This is a genomic window from Ktedonobacteraceae bacterium, from assembly GCA_035653615.1.
Taxonomy (GTDB): Bacteria; Chloroflexota; Ktedonobacteria; order Ktedonobacterales; family Ktedonobacteraceae; genus DASRBN01.
Map to the genome: position 1 here is coordinate 215,608 of DASRBN010000037.1, position 17,330 is coordinate 232,937.

Sequence of the window (17,330 nt, forward strand, 5' to 3'; positions counted from 1 at the left end):
AAAACTTACTTTTCCCAGTTAAAGGCCAGCAGCGTAGTGGAAGTATTGGGGCTGCTAGTAGCAGGTGTTACAGTATCATTGCCGGTCGTCCAGGTCGCTGTATTGCCGTTGACCGCAACGAAATTGGCCCCGTTCAGCGCCTGTCCGACTATCACATCGGACGATGTTTGCACATCATACATCTTATAGCCATCGTTATCCTGCCATAAGACGAAATTATTGCCCGCCTGCAATGTAGAAGATTGCCCGGCCGTACCTAATGATACCGGTATGTTTGCGGAAACGCCATCCAGCGGAATCATCAACACTGTACCCTGTACAAAGCTATCCAGGGGTTCAGCGTAAACACTGGTATCGATCTTTGGCACCGCGGCAAGATTGAGAGGAGTCGCTGTTATGGGAGCGACTTGCCCTGGATTCGTCACGCTGGCAGTATTCAGCAGGAATAAGGTGTTATCTACCACTTGCGGACTGAAAGATAGGCCATCTGAACGGTAGAGGCCTACGGTCGGCACAGTATTTTCCCCTACTCTGCCCGGAGATCGCGGTTGAGTATCCAGCGCTTGCTGTATCCAGATATTACTATGCAGATTGCCGTCCTCAGAAAGCCATTCCTCAGACCAGAAAATTTGACTGCCATCGCTATTCGCCGTTGGTGAGGTAAGTATTTCACCGGCAGGCGCTGTTGCAATTACTTGCATGGAAGCCGTGACATCATTCGCGTCCAACTCGAAGCGCAGGAGATGGGATGTACCGGCGTTATCGATCATTGCCACGAGCAAACTGTTCTGAATGAACCACACACCCTGCACCGGCGAGGAAGCCAGTAGAGGAGCTGCACTACGATTGAACACACCTTTTATCAAGGACGCAGGTGAGGCGGAATTGCCTGTACTCCCCTGGGATGAAGGAACTGGCCCGCTGGATTTTACTTTTGCCGTAATGTTCTGCGGAGTAAGAGCAAGATAGTGCAGGCTCCAGGCATGGAGATTGCGGGAAAGACTCGCGTTGGGTAGATGCCCCTTGAAAGCCGATTTGAGATCATCATATTGCAGCCAGACCAGCCAATCATTATTGGCCCCCAACACTATCAGCGGATTTGTACTCGCATTCGCGAGCAGATTCGTACTCTGCATCGTCGTGCGATCTAACTTTTCCAGCATCCACTCATTCGTTGCATCATTACTATACGCCGTGTAGTAGATGTCGTTGCCAACAGCTGTTGCGCTGACGACATTCTGATAAACGGTGCTGGTCGTGTATCTAAGAGTCGTGAGTTCACTTTGCTGGACGATACTCTGGCTGGACTTGCTGCCAACGGTATTGACGGTAGTGGCTACCTGAGAATTACTATGGGCCAGCAGGAGCAGCGAGGTTATACCGCCCATCATGAAAAGCATCAGAAACATGGCGGCAATGCCCAGGACCGCGAACTGGTTCACCCGCATATGACGAGGCCTGCTTTTCGCGCGAATAATCGGCAGCGGGCCTGTTTCTGCGCTCGAAAATGCGCTGATAGATTCTGGAACGCGAGAAGCTCGGGATTGTTCTTGAAGATAAGGTCTCAGAAATTCAGGGGCGGGGATTGTTCCAGGCGCGGACCGTTGCATATACCGCAGTTGCTCTTTTGCTAGTGCGCGCATGATGTTGCCATGCATCTCAGGCGGCGTCTCTATCACCGGCAAAGAACGCACTTGCTCGCCGACGAAACTGAAGCGAGCAAGCGCCTCGCGGCAGGATGCGCAGTATTCCAGATGCACATCCAATTCAAGAGTATCTACATCCTCTTTTTTTAAGTCACGATACGCGGCAAGCATTGCCTGCGCCTGAATACAGTTCACTCGTCACCCACCTCTTGTTGATGTAACGTAATAAAGCGTTCCCGTGCCCGCATTAAGCGCATTTTTACGGCTGAGGCGCTGATGCCCAGCACCTCCGCGATCTCCGCACAAGACAATCCATCATGTTCGTAGAGCCAGAGGCAGACGGCATATTTAGGTGGCAATTGCTTAAAGATGCGTTCGACGATTTCGCGGTCCGCGACGCGATTCTCAAATCGCCCGCCATCGTAGCCTCCACGCTCATAGAATGAACTGATGGAGTTGCTGCGAGCCTCACCCGCGCCATCCTCGTTGTTGCTGGTGAAACTCTCCGACGCGACGCCTCCAGAGTCGGAGAGGACGCCTGCGCCGATGCCACGGTCTTCGTTGAACAATGAGAGTGGTAACCAGGAGATCAGACGCCGCCGGCGCAACGTATCTGTCGTTGTGTTGGCCGCGATGCGATACAGCCAGGCCGATAATGCCCCTGGCTGCACCACCGTTCCTCCCAGCAGTGCCTTATATGCCTTTACAAACACGTCCTGTGCAAGATCATACGCCTGTTCGCGATTGCCGATCAGATGGTAGATGAAATTTGTGATAGGCCCTTGAAAACGAAGGAAAATCGCCTCAAAGTCTGCTACATCTACTCGCTGCGCCTGTTCCTGCGGTACTGCTACAGACTGCGCCTCCAGCGAGTCGGTTGCTCGCTCATCCCCGCTAACTGACACTTCCGCCGGCCCATTCTCCTCGTCCTGCAAAGGGACGGTAGGACGAGCCTGAGGTTCATCATTCAGCAGTGAACGCAATCTGCTATTCGAGTTGTAGAGACGGATAGAAGTGTCCATTGGTTACATCAACCTTATCTGCTTTTCATAGATGAGTCAAAGAATAAACATTCCTCGTACAAGGATATTTTCAATAATATTTCCTTATGTAGCATAACATATTTGTACAGCAAATACTGTGGTATAGCCGACATTTGTCAGGAGTATTTACCTACTTCCGTTAAACCACTCCCCGTAAAGAAAAGGACGGTTTCATTCCCAGGTTCTAAAAAGTGCGCGGCAATCAGTCTGTGGTAGGCCGCGATAGTCGCGGCGGCCTCGAGTGAGATTAATATACCTTCGCGTCGAGCGGCATAGCGCGCCATCTCCATCATAGATTCATCGCTGACCGCGATTGCCGTTCCACCACTTTCACGTACCGCTGAAAGAATCAAGCGATCCCCGATAGCCGAAGGCACGCGCAGACCTGCCGCCTGTGTCTGCGCCTCATCTGCTGGCCATGCACCGGCTTCATCCTGGCCATTCTGGAAAGCGCGCACCAGTGGAGCGCACCCCTCTGCCTGCACAATAATCATCTTCGGCATGCGCGCTTCTTTCAACCAGCCCAGGGTACGCAATTCGGCAAACGCTTTCCACATGCCGACGATACCCGTGCCACCGCCCGCCGGGTAGATGATTGCCTCGGGCAATCGCCAACCAAGCTGCTCCGCCAGTTCCAGCCCCATGGTTTTCTTCCCCTCGGCACGATAGGGCTCTCGCAGCGTCGCGACGTTAAACCAGCCGCGTTGCCGTGCAACTTCGGCAGCAAGACGACCCGCGTCACTGATCAGACCAGGTATAAGCTGTACCTCGGCACCATACAGGCTTGCCTGCTCTATACACGATTCGGGAGCATCTTCTGGTGCAGTCACATATGCCGGAAGACCACCACGCGCTGCATACGCGGCCATCGCGGCCCCAGCATTTCCAGCGGTCGGTGTTACCACGCCGCTCACTCCCAATTCAAGAGCACGTGAAACAGCGGCAGACATACCCCGTGCCTTAAAACTCCCTGTTGGATTCTGTCCCTCATCCTTGATCAGGATGCGAGCTTCCCGCTCTATACCTTCCGGCGCCAGTCGAGGAGCCTTCAGTAGCGGCGTCATTCCCTCGCCCAATGTTAAGACATGCCGCTCTTCACGCACCGGCAACAGCTCATGGTAGCGCCACATTGTCGCATCGCGTGATGCTATTTCGACGGGCGAGAGGTCACGCTCGACAGCCGCCAGGTCATAGCGTGCCAGCAGTGGCCGCGCGCAACAGGGACTCACAGTATGTAGCTGGTCCGCATTGTATTCAAGATGACACAGGCTGCACTCTAAATGAGTGAGATAGCTGAAACGGGAGTTCATATAGATAGTATATCATCGTTGTAGGGGGCATTCAAAACTCTTGTAGGGGCGCACCCTTGTGGTCACCTTCAAGCTGCTTATGGGTAATCAACGGCTTCACCAGTCTTGCCATTACAGCCTGTTTCTGCTACCATGACGCTATGAATGAAGCAGCACAGCCGCCAGCATCATCCGATTGGAATATCGTCGGCCACGAGCATTCCATCAACACCCTGCGCCGCACGTTGGCCGCGCAGCGGGTGCGTCATGCCTATCTGTTTACCGGTCCCGAACATATCGGCAAAACACTGCTCGCGTGTCGATTCGCCCAGACGCTCTTATGCACTGGCGGGCCTGATCCCACTATTGCGCCGCAAAATCCCTGCAACACTTGCCTTTCCTGTCGCAAGGTCATGCACGGCAACCATCCCGACGTACACTACATCTCGCGGCCGCCGGGCAGACAATTCATCCTCATTGAGCAGGTACGCGCGTTGCAAAGCGATTCGGCTCGCAGGACATTAGAGGGACGGCGCAACATCTTTATCATTGAAGGCATGCACGAAATGAATCTAGATGCCGCCAACTGCCTCTTGAAAACCCTCGAAGAGCCTGAACCCGATGTCGTCCTGTTGCTCACCGCGCCAGATCCCGGCCTGTTACTCCCAACCATCCTCTCGCGGGTGCAGCAAGTTCCCATGCATTTGCTGACCACCTCGCAGATCAAAACCGCTTTAGAGCAACAATGGCAGGTCGAATCGGATGAAGCCACTTTAATCGCAGCCCTCGCTGCCGGGCGCATGGGATGGGCGATACAGGCGATAGAAGATGAAGACATGCTGGCGGAACGTAAGACGCAGCTGGATACCCTGGCAACACTGCCTACTTTAAGCAAGGTGAAACGTTTTGACCTGGCCCAGCGCCTCAGCGCCGACAGCGACAAGCTGCGTGGTATACTTGAGTTGTGGTTGCTGTGGTGGCGTGATATGGTATTAGCGGCGAACAATAGCCTTGACCTGGTCGTCAACATAGATATGCGTAACCAGCTACAGAAGCAGGCCGCGAAAATTGGCGCATCCGAGGCTCAACGCATGGTGCGCGCTATCCTGCGTACCGCCGAGGCGCTCGATCAAAACGTCAATGCCCGTGTCGCACTCGAAGTGTTGATGCTGGATATACCCACTATCAGATAGAATCGGAAGGGAGACCTCAAGATGGCTGTACGAACCTTTACAGCGGTTATTCACAAAGAGGGGGACATATATGTTGCAGAATGTCCAGAAGTGGGAACTGTTAGTCAAGGATATTCTATTGAAGAGGCTGTCGCTAATCTAAAGGAAGCTACCGAACTCTACCTGCAAGAGGCATCATTGCCTGATACTGGTCGACCACTAATAACGACTTTCGAGGCGACATATGCCGCCTAAATTACCTGTAATCTCAGGTAGGGAGACGATTCGAGAGTGTTGAAGAATTTTTAGAGTATTTATAACTGTTGATCTTTGATCAAAGGAGTTCTCGATGCGAACCGATTTCCAGGAACTGCTCATTCAGCAGGATGGCGGCGTCCTCACCATTACCATGAATCGACCGCAGGTACTCAACGCCTTCGATGAAATCATGCTGGCCGAATTGACCGAAGCTATCGAAGCTGCCGCACAGGACGAAAACGTGCGCTGCGTCGTTCTCACCGGCGCGGGTAGAGCATTCGGCTCGGGGCAAGACCTGAGAAGTCTCACTGAACGGCGTTCCGGCGATGAATCGATGAAGGTCAGCGAACACCTGCAAAAATATCATCGCGTCGTCCTCGCCATACGCAGTATGCCCAAGCCCGTCATCGCCGCCGTCCAGGGAGTCGCCGCCGGTATATCCTGCAATATCGCGCTTGCCTGCGACCTGCGTATCGCCGCCGACAACGCCCGTTTTATCGAAGCTTTCGCTCGCATTGCCCTTGTTCCTGATGGCGGCGGCGCATTTTTCCTGACGCGCCTGGTCGGAACCGGTAAGGCCATGGAGATGTCAATGCTGGCCGACGAGGTGAGCGGCCCGGAGGCCGAGCGCATTGGCCTGGTCAATAAATGCGTCCCACTGGCGGAGTTCGAAGAGGCCACCAAAGCGCTTGCTCAACGCCTGGCAAATGGGCCAACCACTGCTTACGGCTTGATTAAAAAACTTATCTATACGTCGGCAGAAGTTGACCTGCAAACATCGCTCAAGCTCGAAGGTGAGCTACAGGATATCGCCTTCGAAACGCAGGATCACCGCAATGCCGTGCAAGCCTTCCTGCAAAAACGCAAGCCAGAATATACCGGGAGGTAGGACGGGTGCGCATCGACACCCTGACCTACAATAACATACATACTCAGGGAGCGCGGCGACGAGACTGGCTGCGGCAGCACAGTCCGCAACATCTCGAACAATCCGCCGCGCTCATGCTTCACGCGCTTCAATTGCGTCCACCCGGCACCTCTCCCAGTACGCTTGTCCTGGGGGCCGGAGCCTGCACAGAGGTTCCCCTGGCCGATCTGGCCCGTAACTCCGATGAAGTTGTGCTCGCTGATCTCGATCTTGCGTCCATGCAGCAAGCCAGGGATGACCTATCATCCCCCCTATTACACAGGCGCGTTCGCCTGCTGCAATGCGATATCAGCGGCGGTGTGAGCGACAACCTGGATCGTTTGATCAAACAGCAGCCCTGGGAGAAATTTGTATCGCAAGGCGCGAAGGCCGTTTTCGATGTTGCTGCTCAATGCCTGGATCAGTGCCCCATCCCCGATCCACCGGAGATCACCGGCCTGGGTGCGGGCGAATTTGGCATAGTAATCAGCTCGCTCATCCTGACGCAACTTTTCAGCTATCCGCTCCTCGATATGCTTGACCACATACAACGCCTTGCTCCAACCATCCTGGAGGAACAGGAGCGCCACCGCCGCTACCAGGACGTGGCCCAATCTTTTCGCGTGCGAGTCATCCAGGCGCACCTGCACCTGGTGCGCGAATTGCTGGATACCGGTGGCCTTGCCTGCCTGCTCACTGATATACGCGGCTTCGTATTTGAACGCGACATTGAGCATCGTCGCACCATCCCTCTCGTTCCCCGTGCTCTCCCAGACCTGGTGTGCGAAAACTTCTCGGTGCTGCAAGAGGCGCATTGGCAATGGGTGAGCGACCTGCCGGAAAAGGGCAAGTTGGGGCGCGGGTATGAGGTGGTAGGATATGTTTTAAACTCGTAACTGTAATTATTTCGCCATATTTCTTTTCTGGTGATTTTCTATTCCAGGACAAAGAGAGGCTACTTTCTCAGGTGGGCGCGAGATTCTGAGCGCAGCGAAGAATCTCGCGCCCAGCCTCTACAATCGCCAGTTCTTTTTCCTTGACAACTCTCTTTCCACAACATATACTTGACATATCGCATACTAGCAGTCGCTGCGAGGGACGAATACACGTTGGTGAAAGTGACAGCGAACCGGGGATGGTGAAAGCCCGGCAGCTTGCACCTCGTGGAAAGCCACCCTCTGATCCAGTGTACAGAGTCCACCGGATCGCGGCGCGGAACGAACGCTACTCGACATAATAATGAAAAATAGGTAGCCAGTAATTCTTGCCGGAAGCCCTCCGTTATCACAGGGCAGGGCATCGAACATGCCTCATTTTTGCCAGGAAGCCTTGTAGAAAACAAACTGGCAGAATGCATATGTTCCGTGCCTGTTAGAGTGGGAAACATGCGCTTATTCGCTTGAAGGCGCATTTCCAAACAGGGTGGTACCACGGGCTATATACGCAAAGATCAGGCCCGCCCCGACAGTAGTTCGGGGCGGGCTTTTTGTTTGTATGAGGCCTGCAACGCTCGTGCCGTCATAGCGACGAAGAAGACTCTCAGACAAAAAGGAGTGGAAAGACATGGCAATCAACAATGTAAGCAACACAGTAGGCAGAAGCAGTATGAGCGGAGAACAACTGCGTCAATCATTCTTGAGCTTCTTCGCCGAGCGCGGGCATACCATCATTCCCTCGGCCCCCCTCGTGCCTGAGAACGATCCAACCGCCCTCTTCATTAGCGCGGGTATGCAGCCGCTCGTCCCATATCTGCTGGGTGAGAGCCATCCCGGTGGGAAACGGCTGGCAAATGTACAAAAGTGCCTGCGCACCGATGATATCGAAGAAGTTGGTGATATCAGCCACAACACCTTCTTTGAGATGCTCGGCTTCTGGTCTCTCGGCGACTACTGGAAGCAGGACTCGCAGCGCTGGACGCTTGAATGGTTCACCCAGGTGCTGGGACTGGAGCAAGAACGCATCTCGGTCACGGTCTTCGCGGGTGATAACGATGCTCCCCGCGATGATGAGGCGGCGCGCGTCTGGCTGGAACTCGGCATTCCGCAGGAGCGCATCTACTACCTGCCAAAAAAGGACAACTGGTGGGGGCCTGCCGGTACGACCGGCCCCTGCGGCCCCGATTCCGAGCTCTTCTATGATACCGGCCTTCCAAAGCATGGCCCCGACTGCCGTCCCGGCTGTAGTTGCGGCAAATATATCGAGATCGGCAACAACGTCTTCTTGCAATATAACAAGACGGCGCAGGGTACCTTTGAACCGCTCAAGCAGCGTAACATCGATGTAGGTCTGGGATTGGAGCGCACGCTTTGCGTCGTACTTGGAACCGAGGATGTCTACTCGACCGATCTCTTCAGCACCATTGTGCAGCGCATCCATGAACTGCGAACTCGCCAGGGAAGTAAGATAGCGCTGCCACCTGAGCAAGAGCAGCGGCTGGTACGCATTATCGCCGATCACCTGCGAGCGGCGACATTTCTGATTGCCGATGGCGTGACGCCCAGCAACGTCGAACAGGGCTACATTTGCCGCCGCCTGATTCGTCGTGCGGTGCGTTGCGGTCACGAACTCGGCATATCCGGCGCGTTCATAGCTGAAGTTGCGCAGGCAGTAATCGACCGCTATGGAGCGGTCTATCCAGAACTGGATCAACACCGGACAACCATCGCCGGCGAGTTAACACGCGAGGAGGAGCGCTTTGGAAGGACGCTGGCACGCGGCCTGCGTGAATTCGAGAAAATCGAGCAGGGATTGCACAGGCAGGGCCAGACGGTTGTACCCGGAGAGGCTGTCTTCCGCCTTTTTGATACCTTCGGCTTCCCACCGACCTTGACGGCAGAGTTGGCTCAGGAGCGTGGGCTAACTGCCGACCTTGAGGGCTTCGACACGCTTTTCAAGCGACACCAGGAGCGTTCGCGCCAGGCCAATACGGAAAAGTTCAAGGGCGGGCTGGCCGACCATAGCGAGCGCACCACGCAATTACATACCGCGACGCACCTGCTCCATCAAGCGTTGCGCGACGTGCTGGGAACGCATGTGCATCAGATGGGCAGCAATATCACGCCTCAACGCCTGCGCTTCGATTTCTCGCATCCTACAAAATTGACTCCCGCCGAGATCAAGCGCGTAGAAGATCGTGTCAACCAGCAAATTCAACGCGATTTGCCGGTTACTATGGAGGTGATGCCGCTGCAACAGGCGCTCGATCAAGGCGCGCTAGCTTTCTTCGGCGAGCGCTACGGCGACCTGGTCAAGGTCTATAAAATTGGCGATTACTCCATGGAGGTCTGTGGAGGCCCGCACGTTCAGCATACCGGCACAATGGGGCACTTCCGCGTACTCAAAGCCGAGAATATCGGTCAAGGTGTGCAGCGTATTCGTGCCGTCCTCGAGTAAAGCAGGGACTTAGTGTATCCGGTCAAATTGCAAGTGCCCAGGAATGTGTACTTGCAATTTGACCGGGTGATTCATTTCCTCAACTTCTGAGGAAGCTGCTTCCGGCATAGCTTCTCGTCCCGCGATAATGTGTTTCAAGCGTGGCTTCGCAATGGCAACATAATCGCTCGTCTTCAGCACCATTGAGCGATCCAGGCGGGCTGCATTGAAGTAGATTTCGTCGTTTTCGAGCAGGGAGGGATCGACGACCAGTTCCAGATCCGGGTTGAAGGAGAATGGCAAAATTGTGCCAGTTTCAGGAAGAGTATATCACGAACCGGGAAATAAATCGTCACAGATGAGCAATCAGTCCTCGAGTTCCTGCACGTTTGTATGAATGATGAGCAGCATCCCTTGCTCTAAAGATACCTCGGCCTTCTCTGCCGTCAAGACATTGCTCACGCCTCGTGGCCTGCCAAAATGAAGCGTCTCGCCATGCAAGGGATAATAAAGGCCATTGGTTCGCACGCCATGAGCCTCACCCGTTAGAGGGATTAGTGAGAGAAGGTCACCACTATTGCCCTCAATCGCAGAGCTTCCAGGCCCGCGCAGTAACCAGCACACCATCGGCCCATCCACAATCCGTATCGGAACGTTCTCATACGCGGCTAACAACATCATATTTGCCACCGTATGATCAAAGCGTGCGCCACCCAGAGCTCCCAGTAAGGTAATACTGGTTGCTCCATGCTCTATCGCGGTATCGATGGCTAGCTCTGTATCGGTCTCGTCTTTTTCAACGGGCGCCTGGATGATCTGACTGCCTCGCTCTTGCAATTCCTGCAAGGGTAAAGCTCCCAGCGAGTCGAAATCACCAACGACTATCGCGGGATGAATACCATAGTGTAACGCGGTCGCGGCCCCACTATCCGCGGCGAGCACGAGATCTGCTGAGGCGATGGCCGCCTCTATCGCTTTTCCCGCTCGCAGCGTTCCCCCCGCAAAGATCACGGCATGCATTTTGGCATCCTTTCGGCTATTTTCGTGCCTATATCTTCTAATAATACGTTATAGTATGCAGTGGCAAGAAGCCTGCTCATGCTCTACGAAATAACTTAGAGGTAATATATCAACAGTATGCTTTCTCGGAATAAAACGAACCAGCCCCAATCCTGGGGTCGCTATCCAAAGATTGAATCGAGTGAAGTCAAGACCATTTACTGGCGCAACGAACTGCCCGACCTGGCGGAGTTTCACGAACCTGTGTTGCCATATGCCTATGGTCGCAGCTACGGCGATAGCTGCCTCAATGAAGGCGGCGTCTCTATCGATGTCAGCCACCTGCAGCGTTTTATCTCTTTCGACGAGGACAAGGGCTTGTTGTGCTGTGAAGCAGGGGTATCGCTTGCGCAAGTCCTCGATGTCATGGTTCCACGCGGCTGGTTTTTGCCCGTCTCACCTGGCACCAAGTTTGTCTCCGTCGGCGGGGCCATTGCCAACGACATTCACGGCAAAAACCATCATCGTGCCGGCACCTTCGGCTGCCATGTCACACGTTTTGAATTACTGCGCTCCAACGGCCAGCGCCTTATCTGTTCTCCAGACGAAAATCGTGAGCTTTTCCAGGCTACCATCGGCGGCCTCGGCCTCACCGGCATCATCTTATGGGCCGAAATTCAGTTAAAGCCCATCGTCAACCCATACATCGACATGGACCATATCCGTTTTACCTCGCTGGACGAATTTTTCGCCATCTCTGCTGAATCCGACCAGGATTACGAGTACACCATGTCCTGGGTCGATATCCTGATCGGTGGTGATAACCTGTGCCGGGGCATCTTTATGCGCGGCAACCACAATGCATCTCGCGAACTGGCCGCGAAGCCGCCAAAAAAGCGCTTGCCGCTGGCACTACCATTTAATTTCCCATCCTTCGTCTTGAACACGCTCACCGTCAAATCGTTCAATGAACTCTATTATCATGTCCAACGAAGTAAGAAGGTCCACAAAACCATCCCCTATGACCCGTTTTTCTACCCGCTCGACTCGATTCACGAGTGGAACCGCATGTATGGCAAGCGCGGCTTCTTGCAATACCAGTTCGTCGTCCCGTTTGCCGTCGCGCACGATGCGATGCGAGAAATCCTTGCTCGCATCCGGCATTCAGGCGAAGGCTCATTCCTGACCGTACTCAAAAAATTCGGCGATATAGAATCTCCCGGCATGCTCTCCTTCCCCCGGCCAGGGTTGACGCTGGCCCTGGATTTTGCCTATGGCGGCCAGAAGACGCTGCGACTGCTCGATGATCTCGACGCAATCGTGCGCCAGAGCGGCGGAGCGGTTTATCCGGCCAAAGACGCGCGTATGAGCGCCGAGAGCTTCCAGACCTTTTTCCCACGTTGGGGAGAATTTTCACAGTATGTTGATCCCCACTTCTCCTCCAGCTTCTGGCGGCGGGTGAGTTCTTCGAAGAAATTGGCGATGGTGAAATAGCATGAGAATCATGATTGTAGGGGCAACATCGGCGATTGCCCATGAGACGGCAAAGTGCTTTGCCAGGGACGGCGCCGAGTTTTTTCTAGTCGCGCGCAACGCCGAAAAGCTGCAAGATGTAAGTAACGACCTCAAAGTGCGCGGCGCAAAACGTGTAGAAACTTTCCTGCTGGATGTCAACGACCTCGAACGCCACGAAGAACTCGTTGACTCCGCCGTCCTTGCCCTCGACGGCCTGGATGCGGTATTGATTTCGCACGGCACGCTGGGAAATCAGCAGAAGTGCGAACACAGCGTCTCAGAAACATTGAAGGAATTTACCACCAATTGCACCAGCGTCATCTCCCTGTTGACACTGCTGGCCAACTATTTTGAACAGCAGAAACGTGGTTGTATCGCCGTCGTCTCCTCAGTTGCCGGTGATCGTGGCCGCAAGAGCAATTACGTCTATGGCTCCACCAAGGCAGCGGTGACTGCTTTTCTCTCCGGGTTACGCGGTCGTCTCTCCAACTCCGGCGTGACCGTGATCACAGTGAAACCGGGATTGGTCGATACGCCCATGACTGCCTCCTTGAGAAAGGGCCTGCTTTTCGCCAGCCCGCGTAAAGTAGGCGAGGGCATTTATCAAGCCATCCAGAAAAAGAGAGAGGTAGTCTATCTCCCCTGGTTCTGGCGCTATATCATGCTAATTGTGAAGGTGATTCCTGAGCCGGTATTTAAGAGACTTTCATTCTGACAATAATCACAATGGGCAACATCGCGCTCGAATCAATCGCTACGTGCTGCTTCCCCGCGTTCACATACAATCCAGTAGAGGCTCCGCCATCGAGATTGAGTGCATTGTAAATCGAGAGGTCTGAGCCGACGAGTTGATCGGCAAGCTCGTCCAGTGAGAACACCTGGCCGGGACTGACAATGAACAGCAATCGGCCCTGTTTATCCGTTGCGACAACGCTGCGCGGCGTCATCGCTGCATCAGCATTAAACTGCGTGCGCTTGCCGTCCAGGACAAGCATAGGGGATGATTGTGTAGCCTGCTGCAACTGTTCGCTGTCCGGATCATATGGTTGCTGGTGCAGCGAACGCAGACTGATGGTTCCCTGCGCGTTTACGGAAAGCATACCGCCGAAACCCACGTAAGATTGTCCAAAGACATGCCCGTTTGAAACAACCAGCGCTGTCGCGTGATCTTGCGTATCGAAGTACCCCCCATTGATGATCGCTGTTGCCTTTTCCTGCTGCATCCATTGGCTCAGCAGCAGCGGTCGATTGGGCGAGTAACCGACGCTCAAACTAATAGCGTGAGGATCAAAACGCACAATCGTAACGGTATCATCATCGCCCCCCGGACTCTTCCAGTCTTCATAACGCACCTGCACACCCTGCCCGGCATTATTCCACACATTCAATGCCGTAGCCGTCGCCTGCGCGGATGAGGTCACCGGCGTTCCATTAACAGTGACGGATGGAACGCCGCACGCAATGAGGGGTAGCAAAAGCAGACCGAGAAGCAAACAGAGTTTGATATATGGGCGTTTAAGCGGCATCACCTTTTCCATGGAGTGGCTTCAATCGCGGACATTGTGCCCTTGAACTGCATCGCCAGTTTCAACGCGGCATCGTGGGCGGCATTTTCTACCTCATCGTCCAGGGGAGCCAGTTCGACCTTCCCATAGCGCCGTTCCAGGGCCAGTTCGATCAGGAAATCGGTGAACCAGGGGTTTTTGGGCAGCACCGGCCCATGCAGGTAGGTGCCAAACACATTTTTATAGACTGCCCCCTCGAAGCCGTCCTTGCCGTTGTTGCCCCAACCGACAATCACCTTCCCAAGTGGCTTCACGTTGGAGCCAAGATAGGTACGCCCGCTGTGGTTTTCATAGCCTACCAGCACCTTCTTACCTATATGCCCCAGTTCGCATTCCATTGCCATATGCGTCATAAAACGCGTATCGCCGGCTTCGGTATAGAAGTCGAGCAGGCCAACTCCCTTGAGTTCTGGCCCGGAAAATGGCTTGTAATAATGCCCGAGTAGTTGAAAACCCGCGCATACACTGAGAAAAACAGTATTTGATTCCGCGGCCTCACGCAAAGAAGGAGCCTTGGCCTGAATATCGCGCGAGGCCAGTTCCATCTCGCGGTCGGCTCCTCCATGGAACAGAATCAGGTCATATTGAGTAAAATCGGGCGTTTGTTTCACGAAAATTGGCTCGACCTCTGTCCGGATGCCGCGCCATTGACAACGTTTCTCGATTGAGAAAAGATTGCCGCGGTCGGCAGCGACACTCATCAGCGTTGGATAAAGGTGGCCGATCTTCAAAACCATGCCGGTATCCTGTATGTGCTCGCTCATTACAAATTCATCCCTCTCAGAAAAATCTGAATCAAATCCCTCGCAAGTGCCCCAAATTTCGCCTGTTTCGACATATCACGCTTGTATAAAACGAAATAGCCTGGCATTTCATCACGGAAGTTGCTGACCGGGGTAGTATCGCCTATCTTGCTTTTCAGACCACGTCCATAGGAAATGAAAACTCAACAACCAGTCATTTTACAACTTTATAGATAGTCCATGCGTATTAACCAGAGGAGCAGTTAACGAATGACTTCCCCCACTCTCTCCAAACCAGCGTTAACTGCTCTTCTCCCATTACTCTTCCCAGAAATGCTTCACCCACCCCCGCTTCTGCATGATGCGGCGAAATTCGTGCGTGGGCGTGTAGCTGCACAGGATATAGAGCGTTCCACCAGGGCCGGCGTTCTTGAGGGCCGCGTCCAGGGCAGCTTCGCGGTCAACAATCATTTGTATCTTCTCTACCGGCACGTCGGCGTATTTCAGTCGCATCGCCAGTTCCTCCGGCTTGTTGCCGCTGCACACCACATCGACAATAGACGGCGCGATTTCTTCGATATCTACATCCCATAGCCAGGAAAAGTCTTCACCATCCACAAGTGTATGACTTGCGGCAAGCAAGAGATGTTTTTGACCGGGATGCTGGGCTATCAGGCGCAGCATCAGGTTGAAGGAAGTCGGATTTTTCACAAAGGATAGGTAGATGGTCGCGTCTCCTGCCTGAATCTTTTCCAGGCGACCAAAAGCGGGCCGGATGGTCGCCAGCGCCGCCGGCATCTTCTCTTTGTCCAGGCCGGTGGCCAGTGATGCTCCGATAGCAGCTGCCGCGTTATAGACATTATGTAGCCCTGGCAGCGGTATATCCAGTGTCATGGGTCCCTGGGGAGTGCGCAGTTCTACGTGTGTCGGTCCCTGACCATCCGCGGCCAGCTTCACCGAAGTGGCTGCGATATCCAGTTTGGGCAGCGTGTAGCCGCAATTGGGGCAGCGGTAAATACCCAGGTGCGACATGTAGGCCACCTCGTACAGCAAATCCTCCTGGCAATGGATGCAGCGAATGACATCCGCCGATTGTTCAGGCACGGGAGTTCCAACTTCAGTCGTTTCCAGGCCAAAAAAGAGCCGCTTCGCCTTCGCATGTTGCCCGAAATTGGCGACCTGTGGATCATTCCCGTTCAACAGGATCGTAGCCGTTTCCGGCAGGTCTTCAAGCACCTTATTCAGCGCCCTGGCCACCGAGTAGATTTCACCATAACGGTCCAGTTGATCGCGAAAGATATTGGTAATGACCACCACATCAGGCGAAATCTCGGGTACTGCCAGCGCCATCGTGCCCTCGTCGATCTCAAACAGCAAGACATCGCTATCCAGTTGTCCGAAAATGTTGGCGAAATTGACGGCGACCGAGGTTACTCCTTGCAGCAAGTTGGAGCCGGTGCGATTATGCGAGATGCGCTTGCCATCTTGCTTTGCTATGGCCGCGGTCATGCGAGCGGTCGTGGTTTTACCGTTGCTGCCGGTAATCACAATTTTCTTCGCCGTACTTGTGCCGATAACAGATCTCAGTACATTCGGGTCGATGCGCCGCGCGATCATTCCTGGTAGGCTTGTTCCGCCACCAATACGCAGCAGTCGTCCCGTTGCCCCTGCCAGCTTTCCCGCCGAAATAGCTAGAGAAAGACGCGCTCTACCCAGAGGTGTAATAGCTTTTTTGCTCCCGGAAGAGATGTTCTGGGATAGAATTTCACCTTGAACTACTACCTCATCAAGCTTGTTCTCAGAGGTATCTACATGTTCTTTTACCATAAGACCTCGCCAATTCAGTTCATTTCAATGCCGCATGCAGTATAGCAAAACAGAAAAGATGCGGCAAGTGTTGCGCTTGACTCCTGGCTCTATCTCCGCCCGCTTGTAATAAAATTAGTACTTTCAGGCTATATTTCATCGTGCTTCAGGACATTTCAAAAATTATTTGATATGATCTGCATGTTCCCATTCATCTGTGCAGAGGCATACATATATGCCTCTGCTTACTTGTGCCATTGAGGAACATACTGGTAGAAGCATACAAGTTGCTTATCAATTCGAAAGGACATAAATTGCAAGTACGTCAGTACATAAGTACGTCAGTACAACAGTTACACGTAAAGCGTTTTGTAGGTAAGTTCACGATAGTTTTCATGGCTTTGCTAAGCCTGTGCGCAGTGTTCGGTCTGAACGTTCCGGGCGCGCAAGCCAAAGACAGGACTGCCTGTTCGGGAAGTGATCAGGCATATACTGTTGCCGGCGGGGATACACTCAGTGAAATCGCCAGCCGCTATGGTACGAGCTGGTCGACCCTTGCATCCTACAACAGTATCGCCGATCCCAACCTGATCTTCGTCAATCAGGTGGTCTGTATTCCTGCAGGTGGTTCTGGAAGTGTAAGCCAGCCACAATCGACCACCCCCTCAAATAGCTCACAGCCACAGGCACCACAGGGTGGGAGCGTTGCAAGTATGATTGACCAGGTTTTTGGACCGTATGCAGCAGCTGCGATGAATGTTGCAATGTGTGAGTCCGGTTTGAATCCCGGCGCCACGAATCCGATATCCATCGCTGGTAGCCACGCGGCCGGAGTCTTCCAGATACTCTATCCGAGCACCTGGGACGGAACTTCGGAAGCGGCCAGTTCTCCTTACGATGCCTGGTCTAACATCGTCGCGGCATATGAAATATTTGCGCGCGATGGCTATAGCTGGCGCGAGTGGACATGCCAGCCTTGATCATGTAGAGCGCTGGCGGGAGAAAGTAGTATATC

Annotated in this window: 16 protein-coding genes; 8 read left to right on the forward strand and 8 right to left on the reverse strand. The window is 53.8% G+C overall.

Going from position 1 to position 17,330, the window contains the following annotated elements:
* Window positions 1-5 precede the first annotated feature (5 nt).
* The 3 genes from VFA09_22080 to VFA09_22090 form a co-directional block, all read right to left on the reverse strand.
* Complete coding sequence (locus VFA09_22080) at window positions 6-1,841, reverse strand: hypothetical protein (GenBank protein ID HZU69975.1); 1,836 nt, start codon at window positions 1,839-1,841, stop codon at window positions 6-8.
* On the reverse strand, window positions 1,838-2,668 hold the full coding sequence (locus VFA09_22085; GenBank protein HZU69976.1) for an RNA polymerase sigma factor: 831 nt from the start codon (window positions 2,666-2,668) through the stop codon (window positions 1,838-1,840). Before VFA09_22085 ends, VFA09_22080 begins: the two co-directional genes overlap by 4 nt.
* A gap of 137 nt (window positions 2,669-2,805) precedes the next feature.
* Window positions 2,806-3,999 carry a threonine synthase gene (locus tag VFA09_22090; GenBank protein HZU69977.1) on the reverse strand — a complete coding sequence of 398 codons (1,194 nt, stop codon included), beginning with the start codon at window positions 3,997-3,999 and terminating at the stop codon, window positions 2,806-2,808.
* 56 nt (window positions 4,000-4,055) lie between these two features.
* On the opposite strand from VFA09_22090, the gene holB reads away from it, so the two are divergent.
* The 5 genes from holB to VFA09_22115 all read left to right on the forward strand — a co-directional run bounded on the left by holB (window position 4,056) and on the right by VFA09_22115 (window position 9,708).
* The gene (holB, locus tag VFA09_22095; protein ID HZU69978.1) at window positions 4,056-5,171 is read left to right on the forward strand and encodes a DNA polymerase III subunit delta'; all 1,116 of its coding nucleotides are present in this window, start codon (window positions 4,056-4,058) and stop codon (window positions 5,169-5,171) included.
* 21 nt (window positions 5,172-5,192) lie between these two features.
* Window positions 5,193-5,405 carry a type II toxin-antitoxin system HicB family antitoxin gene (locus VFA09_22100; GenBank protein HZU69979.1) on the forward strand — a complete coding sequence of 71 codons (213 nt, stop codon included), beginning with the start codon at window positions 5,193-5,195 and terminating at the stop codon, window positions 5,403-5,405.
* 94 nt (window positions 5,406-5,499) lie between these two features.
* Complete coding sequence (locus VFA09_22105) at window positions 5,500-6,297, forward strand: enoyl-CoA hydratase (protein HZU69980.1); 798 nt, start codon at window positions 5,500-5,502, stop codon at window positions 6,295-6,297.
* A gap of 5 nt (window positions 6,298-6,302) precedes the next feature.
* Window positions 6,303-7,211, forward strand: coding sequence for a hypothetical protein (locus VFA09_22110; protein ID HZU69981.1), 909 nt, complete (start codon window positions 6,303-6,305; stop codon window positions 7,209-7,211).
* Window positions 7,212-7,878: 667 nt separating this feature from the next.
* Complete coding sequence (locus tag VFA09_22115; GenBank protein ID HZU69982.1) at window positions 7,879-9,708, forward strand: alanine--tRNA ligase; 1,830 nt, start codon at window positions 7,879-7,881, stop codon at window positions 9,706-9,708.
* Window positions 9,709-9,717: 9 nt separating this feature from the next.
* Here the strand turns inward: VFA09_22115 and VFA09_22120 are convergent, their stop codons facing one another.
* Window positions 9,718-9,990 carry a hypothetical protein gene (locus tag VFA09_22120; GenBank protein ID HZU69983.1) on the reverse strand — a complete coding sequence of 91 codons (273 nt, stop codon included), beginning with the start codon at window positions 9,988-9,990 and terminating at the stop codon, window positions 9,718-9,720.
* A 63-nt stretch (window positions 9,991-10,053) separates the two neighbouring features.
* Window positions 10,054-10,707 (reverse strand): thiamine diphosphokinase, encoded by a 654-nt coding sequence (locus tag VFA09_22125; protein HZU69984.1) that lies wholly within the window; start codon window positions 10,705-10,707, stop codon window positions 10,054-10,056.
* Between the two features lie 117 nt (window positions 10,708-10,824).
* Between VFA09_22125 and VFA09_22130 the strand changes: the two genes are divergently transcribed.
* Window positions 10,825-12,180, forward strand: a complete 1,356-nt coding sequence (locus VFA09_22130; protein HZU69985.1) for an FAD-binding oxidoreductase — start codon at window positions 10,825-10,827, stop codon at window positions 12,178-12,180.
* Window position 12,181: 1 nt separating this feature from the next.
* Window positions 12,182-12,916, forward strand: a complete 735-nt coding sequence (locus VFA09_22135) for an SDR family oxidoreductase (GenBank protein HZU69986.1) — start codon at window positions 12,182-12,184, stop codon at window positions 12,914-12,916.
* Here the strand turns inward: VFA09_22135 and VFA09_22140 are convergent.
* From VFA09_22140 to VFA09_22150, 3 genes are all read right to left on the reverse strand, one after another.
* Window positions 12,897-13,727: a phosphodiester glycosidase family protein gene (locus VFA09_22140; GenBank protein ID HZU69987.1), complete on the reverse strand. Its 831-nt coding sequence runs from the start codon at window positions 13,725-13,727 to the stop codon at window positions 12,897-12,899. The genes VFA09_22135 and VFA09_22140 overlap by 20 nt on opposite strands.
* Window positions 13,727-14,530 carry a hypothetical protein gene (locus tag VFA09_22145; GenBank protein HZU69988.1) on the reverse strand — a complete coding sequence of 268 codons (804 nt, stop codon included), beginning with the start codon at window positions 14,528-14,530 and terminating at the stop codon, window positions 13,727-13,729. Before VFA09_22145 ends, VFA09_22140 begins: the two co-directional genes overlap by 1 nt.
* A gap of 297 nt (window positions 14,531-14,827) precedes the next feature.
* Window positions 14,828-16,336: a MurT ligase domain-containing protein gene (locus VFA09_22150; GenBank protein ID HZU69989.1), complete on the reverse strand. Its 1,509-nt coding sequence runs from the start codon at window positions 16,334-16,336 to the stop codon at window positions 14,828-14,830.
* A gap of 374 nt (window positions 16,337-16,710) precedes the next feature.
* Here VFA09_22150 and VFA09_22155 point away from each other — a divergent pair, with 374 nt between their 5' ends.
* On the forward strand, window positions 16,711-17,295 hold the full coding sequence (locus tag VFA09_22155) for a LysM peptidoglycan-binding domain-containing protein (protein ID HZU69990.1): 585 nt from the start codon (window positions 16,711-16,713) through the stop codon (window positions 17,293-17,295).
* Window positions 17,296-17,330 lie beyond the last annotated feature (35 nt).

Coding starts and splice junctions, on each gene's coding strand:
- VFA09_22085 (HZU69976.1), bottom strand. CDS start 2,668: ATGGACACTTCTATCCGTCTCTACAACTCGAATAGCAGATTGCGTTCA.
- VFA09_22090 (HZU69977.1), bottom strand. CDS start 3,999: ATGAACTCCCGTTTCAGCTATCTCACTCATTTAGAGTGCAGCCTGTGT.
- VFA09_22100 (HZU69979.1), top strand. CDS start 5,193: ATGGCTGTACGAACCTTTACAGCGGTTATTCACAAAGAGGGGGACATA.
- VFA09_22105 (HZU69980.1), top strand. CDS start 5,500: ATGCGAACCGATTTCCAGGAACTGCTCATTCAGCAGGATGGCGGCGTC.
- VFA09_22115 (HZU69982.1), top strand. CDS start 7,879: ATGGCAATCAACAATGTAAGCAACACAGTAGGCAGAAGCAGTATGAGC.
- VFA09_22125 (HZU69984.1), bottom strand. CDS start 10,707: ATGCATGCCGTGATCTTTGCGGGGGGAACGCTGCGAGCGGGAAAAGCG.
- VFA09_22130 (HZU69985.1), top strand. CDS start 10,825: ATGCTTTCTCGGAATAAAACGAACCAGCCCCAATCCTGGGGTCGCTAT.
- VFA09_22135 (HZU69986.1), top strand. CDS start 12,182: ATGAGAATCATGATTGTAGGGGCAACATCGGCGATTGCCCATGAGACG.
- VFA09_22140 (HZU69987.1), bottom strand. CDS start 13,727: ATGCCGCTTAAACGCCCATATATCAAACTCTGTTTGCTTCTCGGTCTG.
- VFA09_22145 (HZU69988.1), bottom strand. CDS start 14,530: ATGAGCGAGCACATACAGGATACCGGCATGGTTTTGAAGATCGGCCAC.
- VFA09_22150 (HZU69989.1), bottom strand. CDS start 16,336: ATGGTAAAAGAACATGTAGATACCTCTGAGAACAAGCTTGATGAGGTA.
- VFA09_22155 (HZU69990.1), top strand. CDS start 16,711: ATGGCTTTGCTAAGCCTGTGCGCAGTGTTCGGTCTGAACGTTCCGGGC.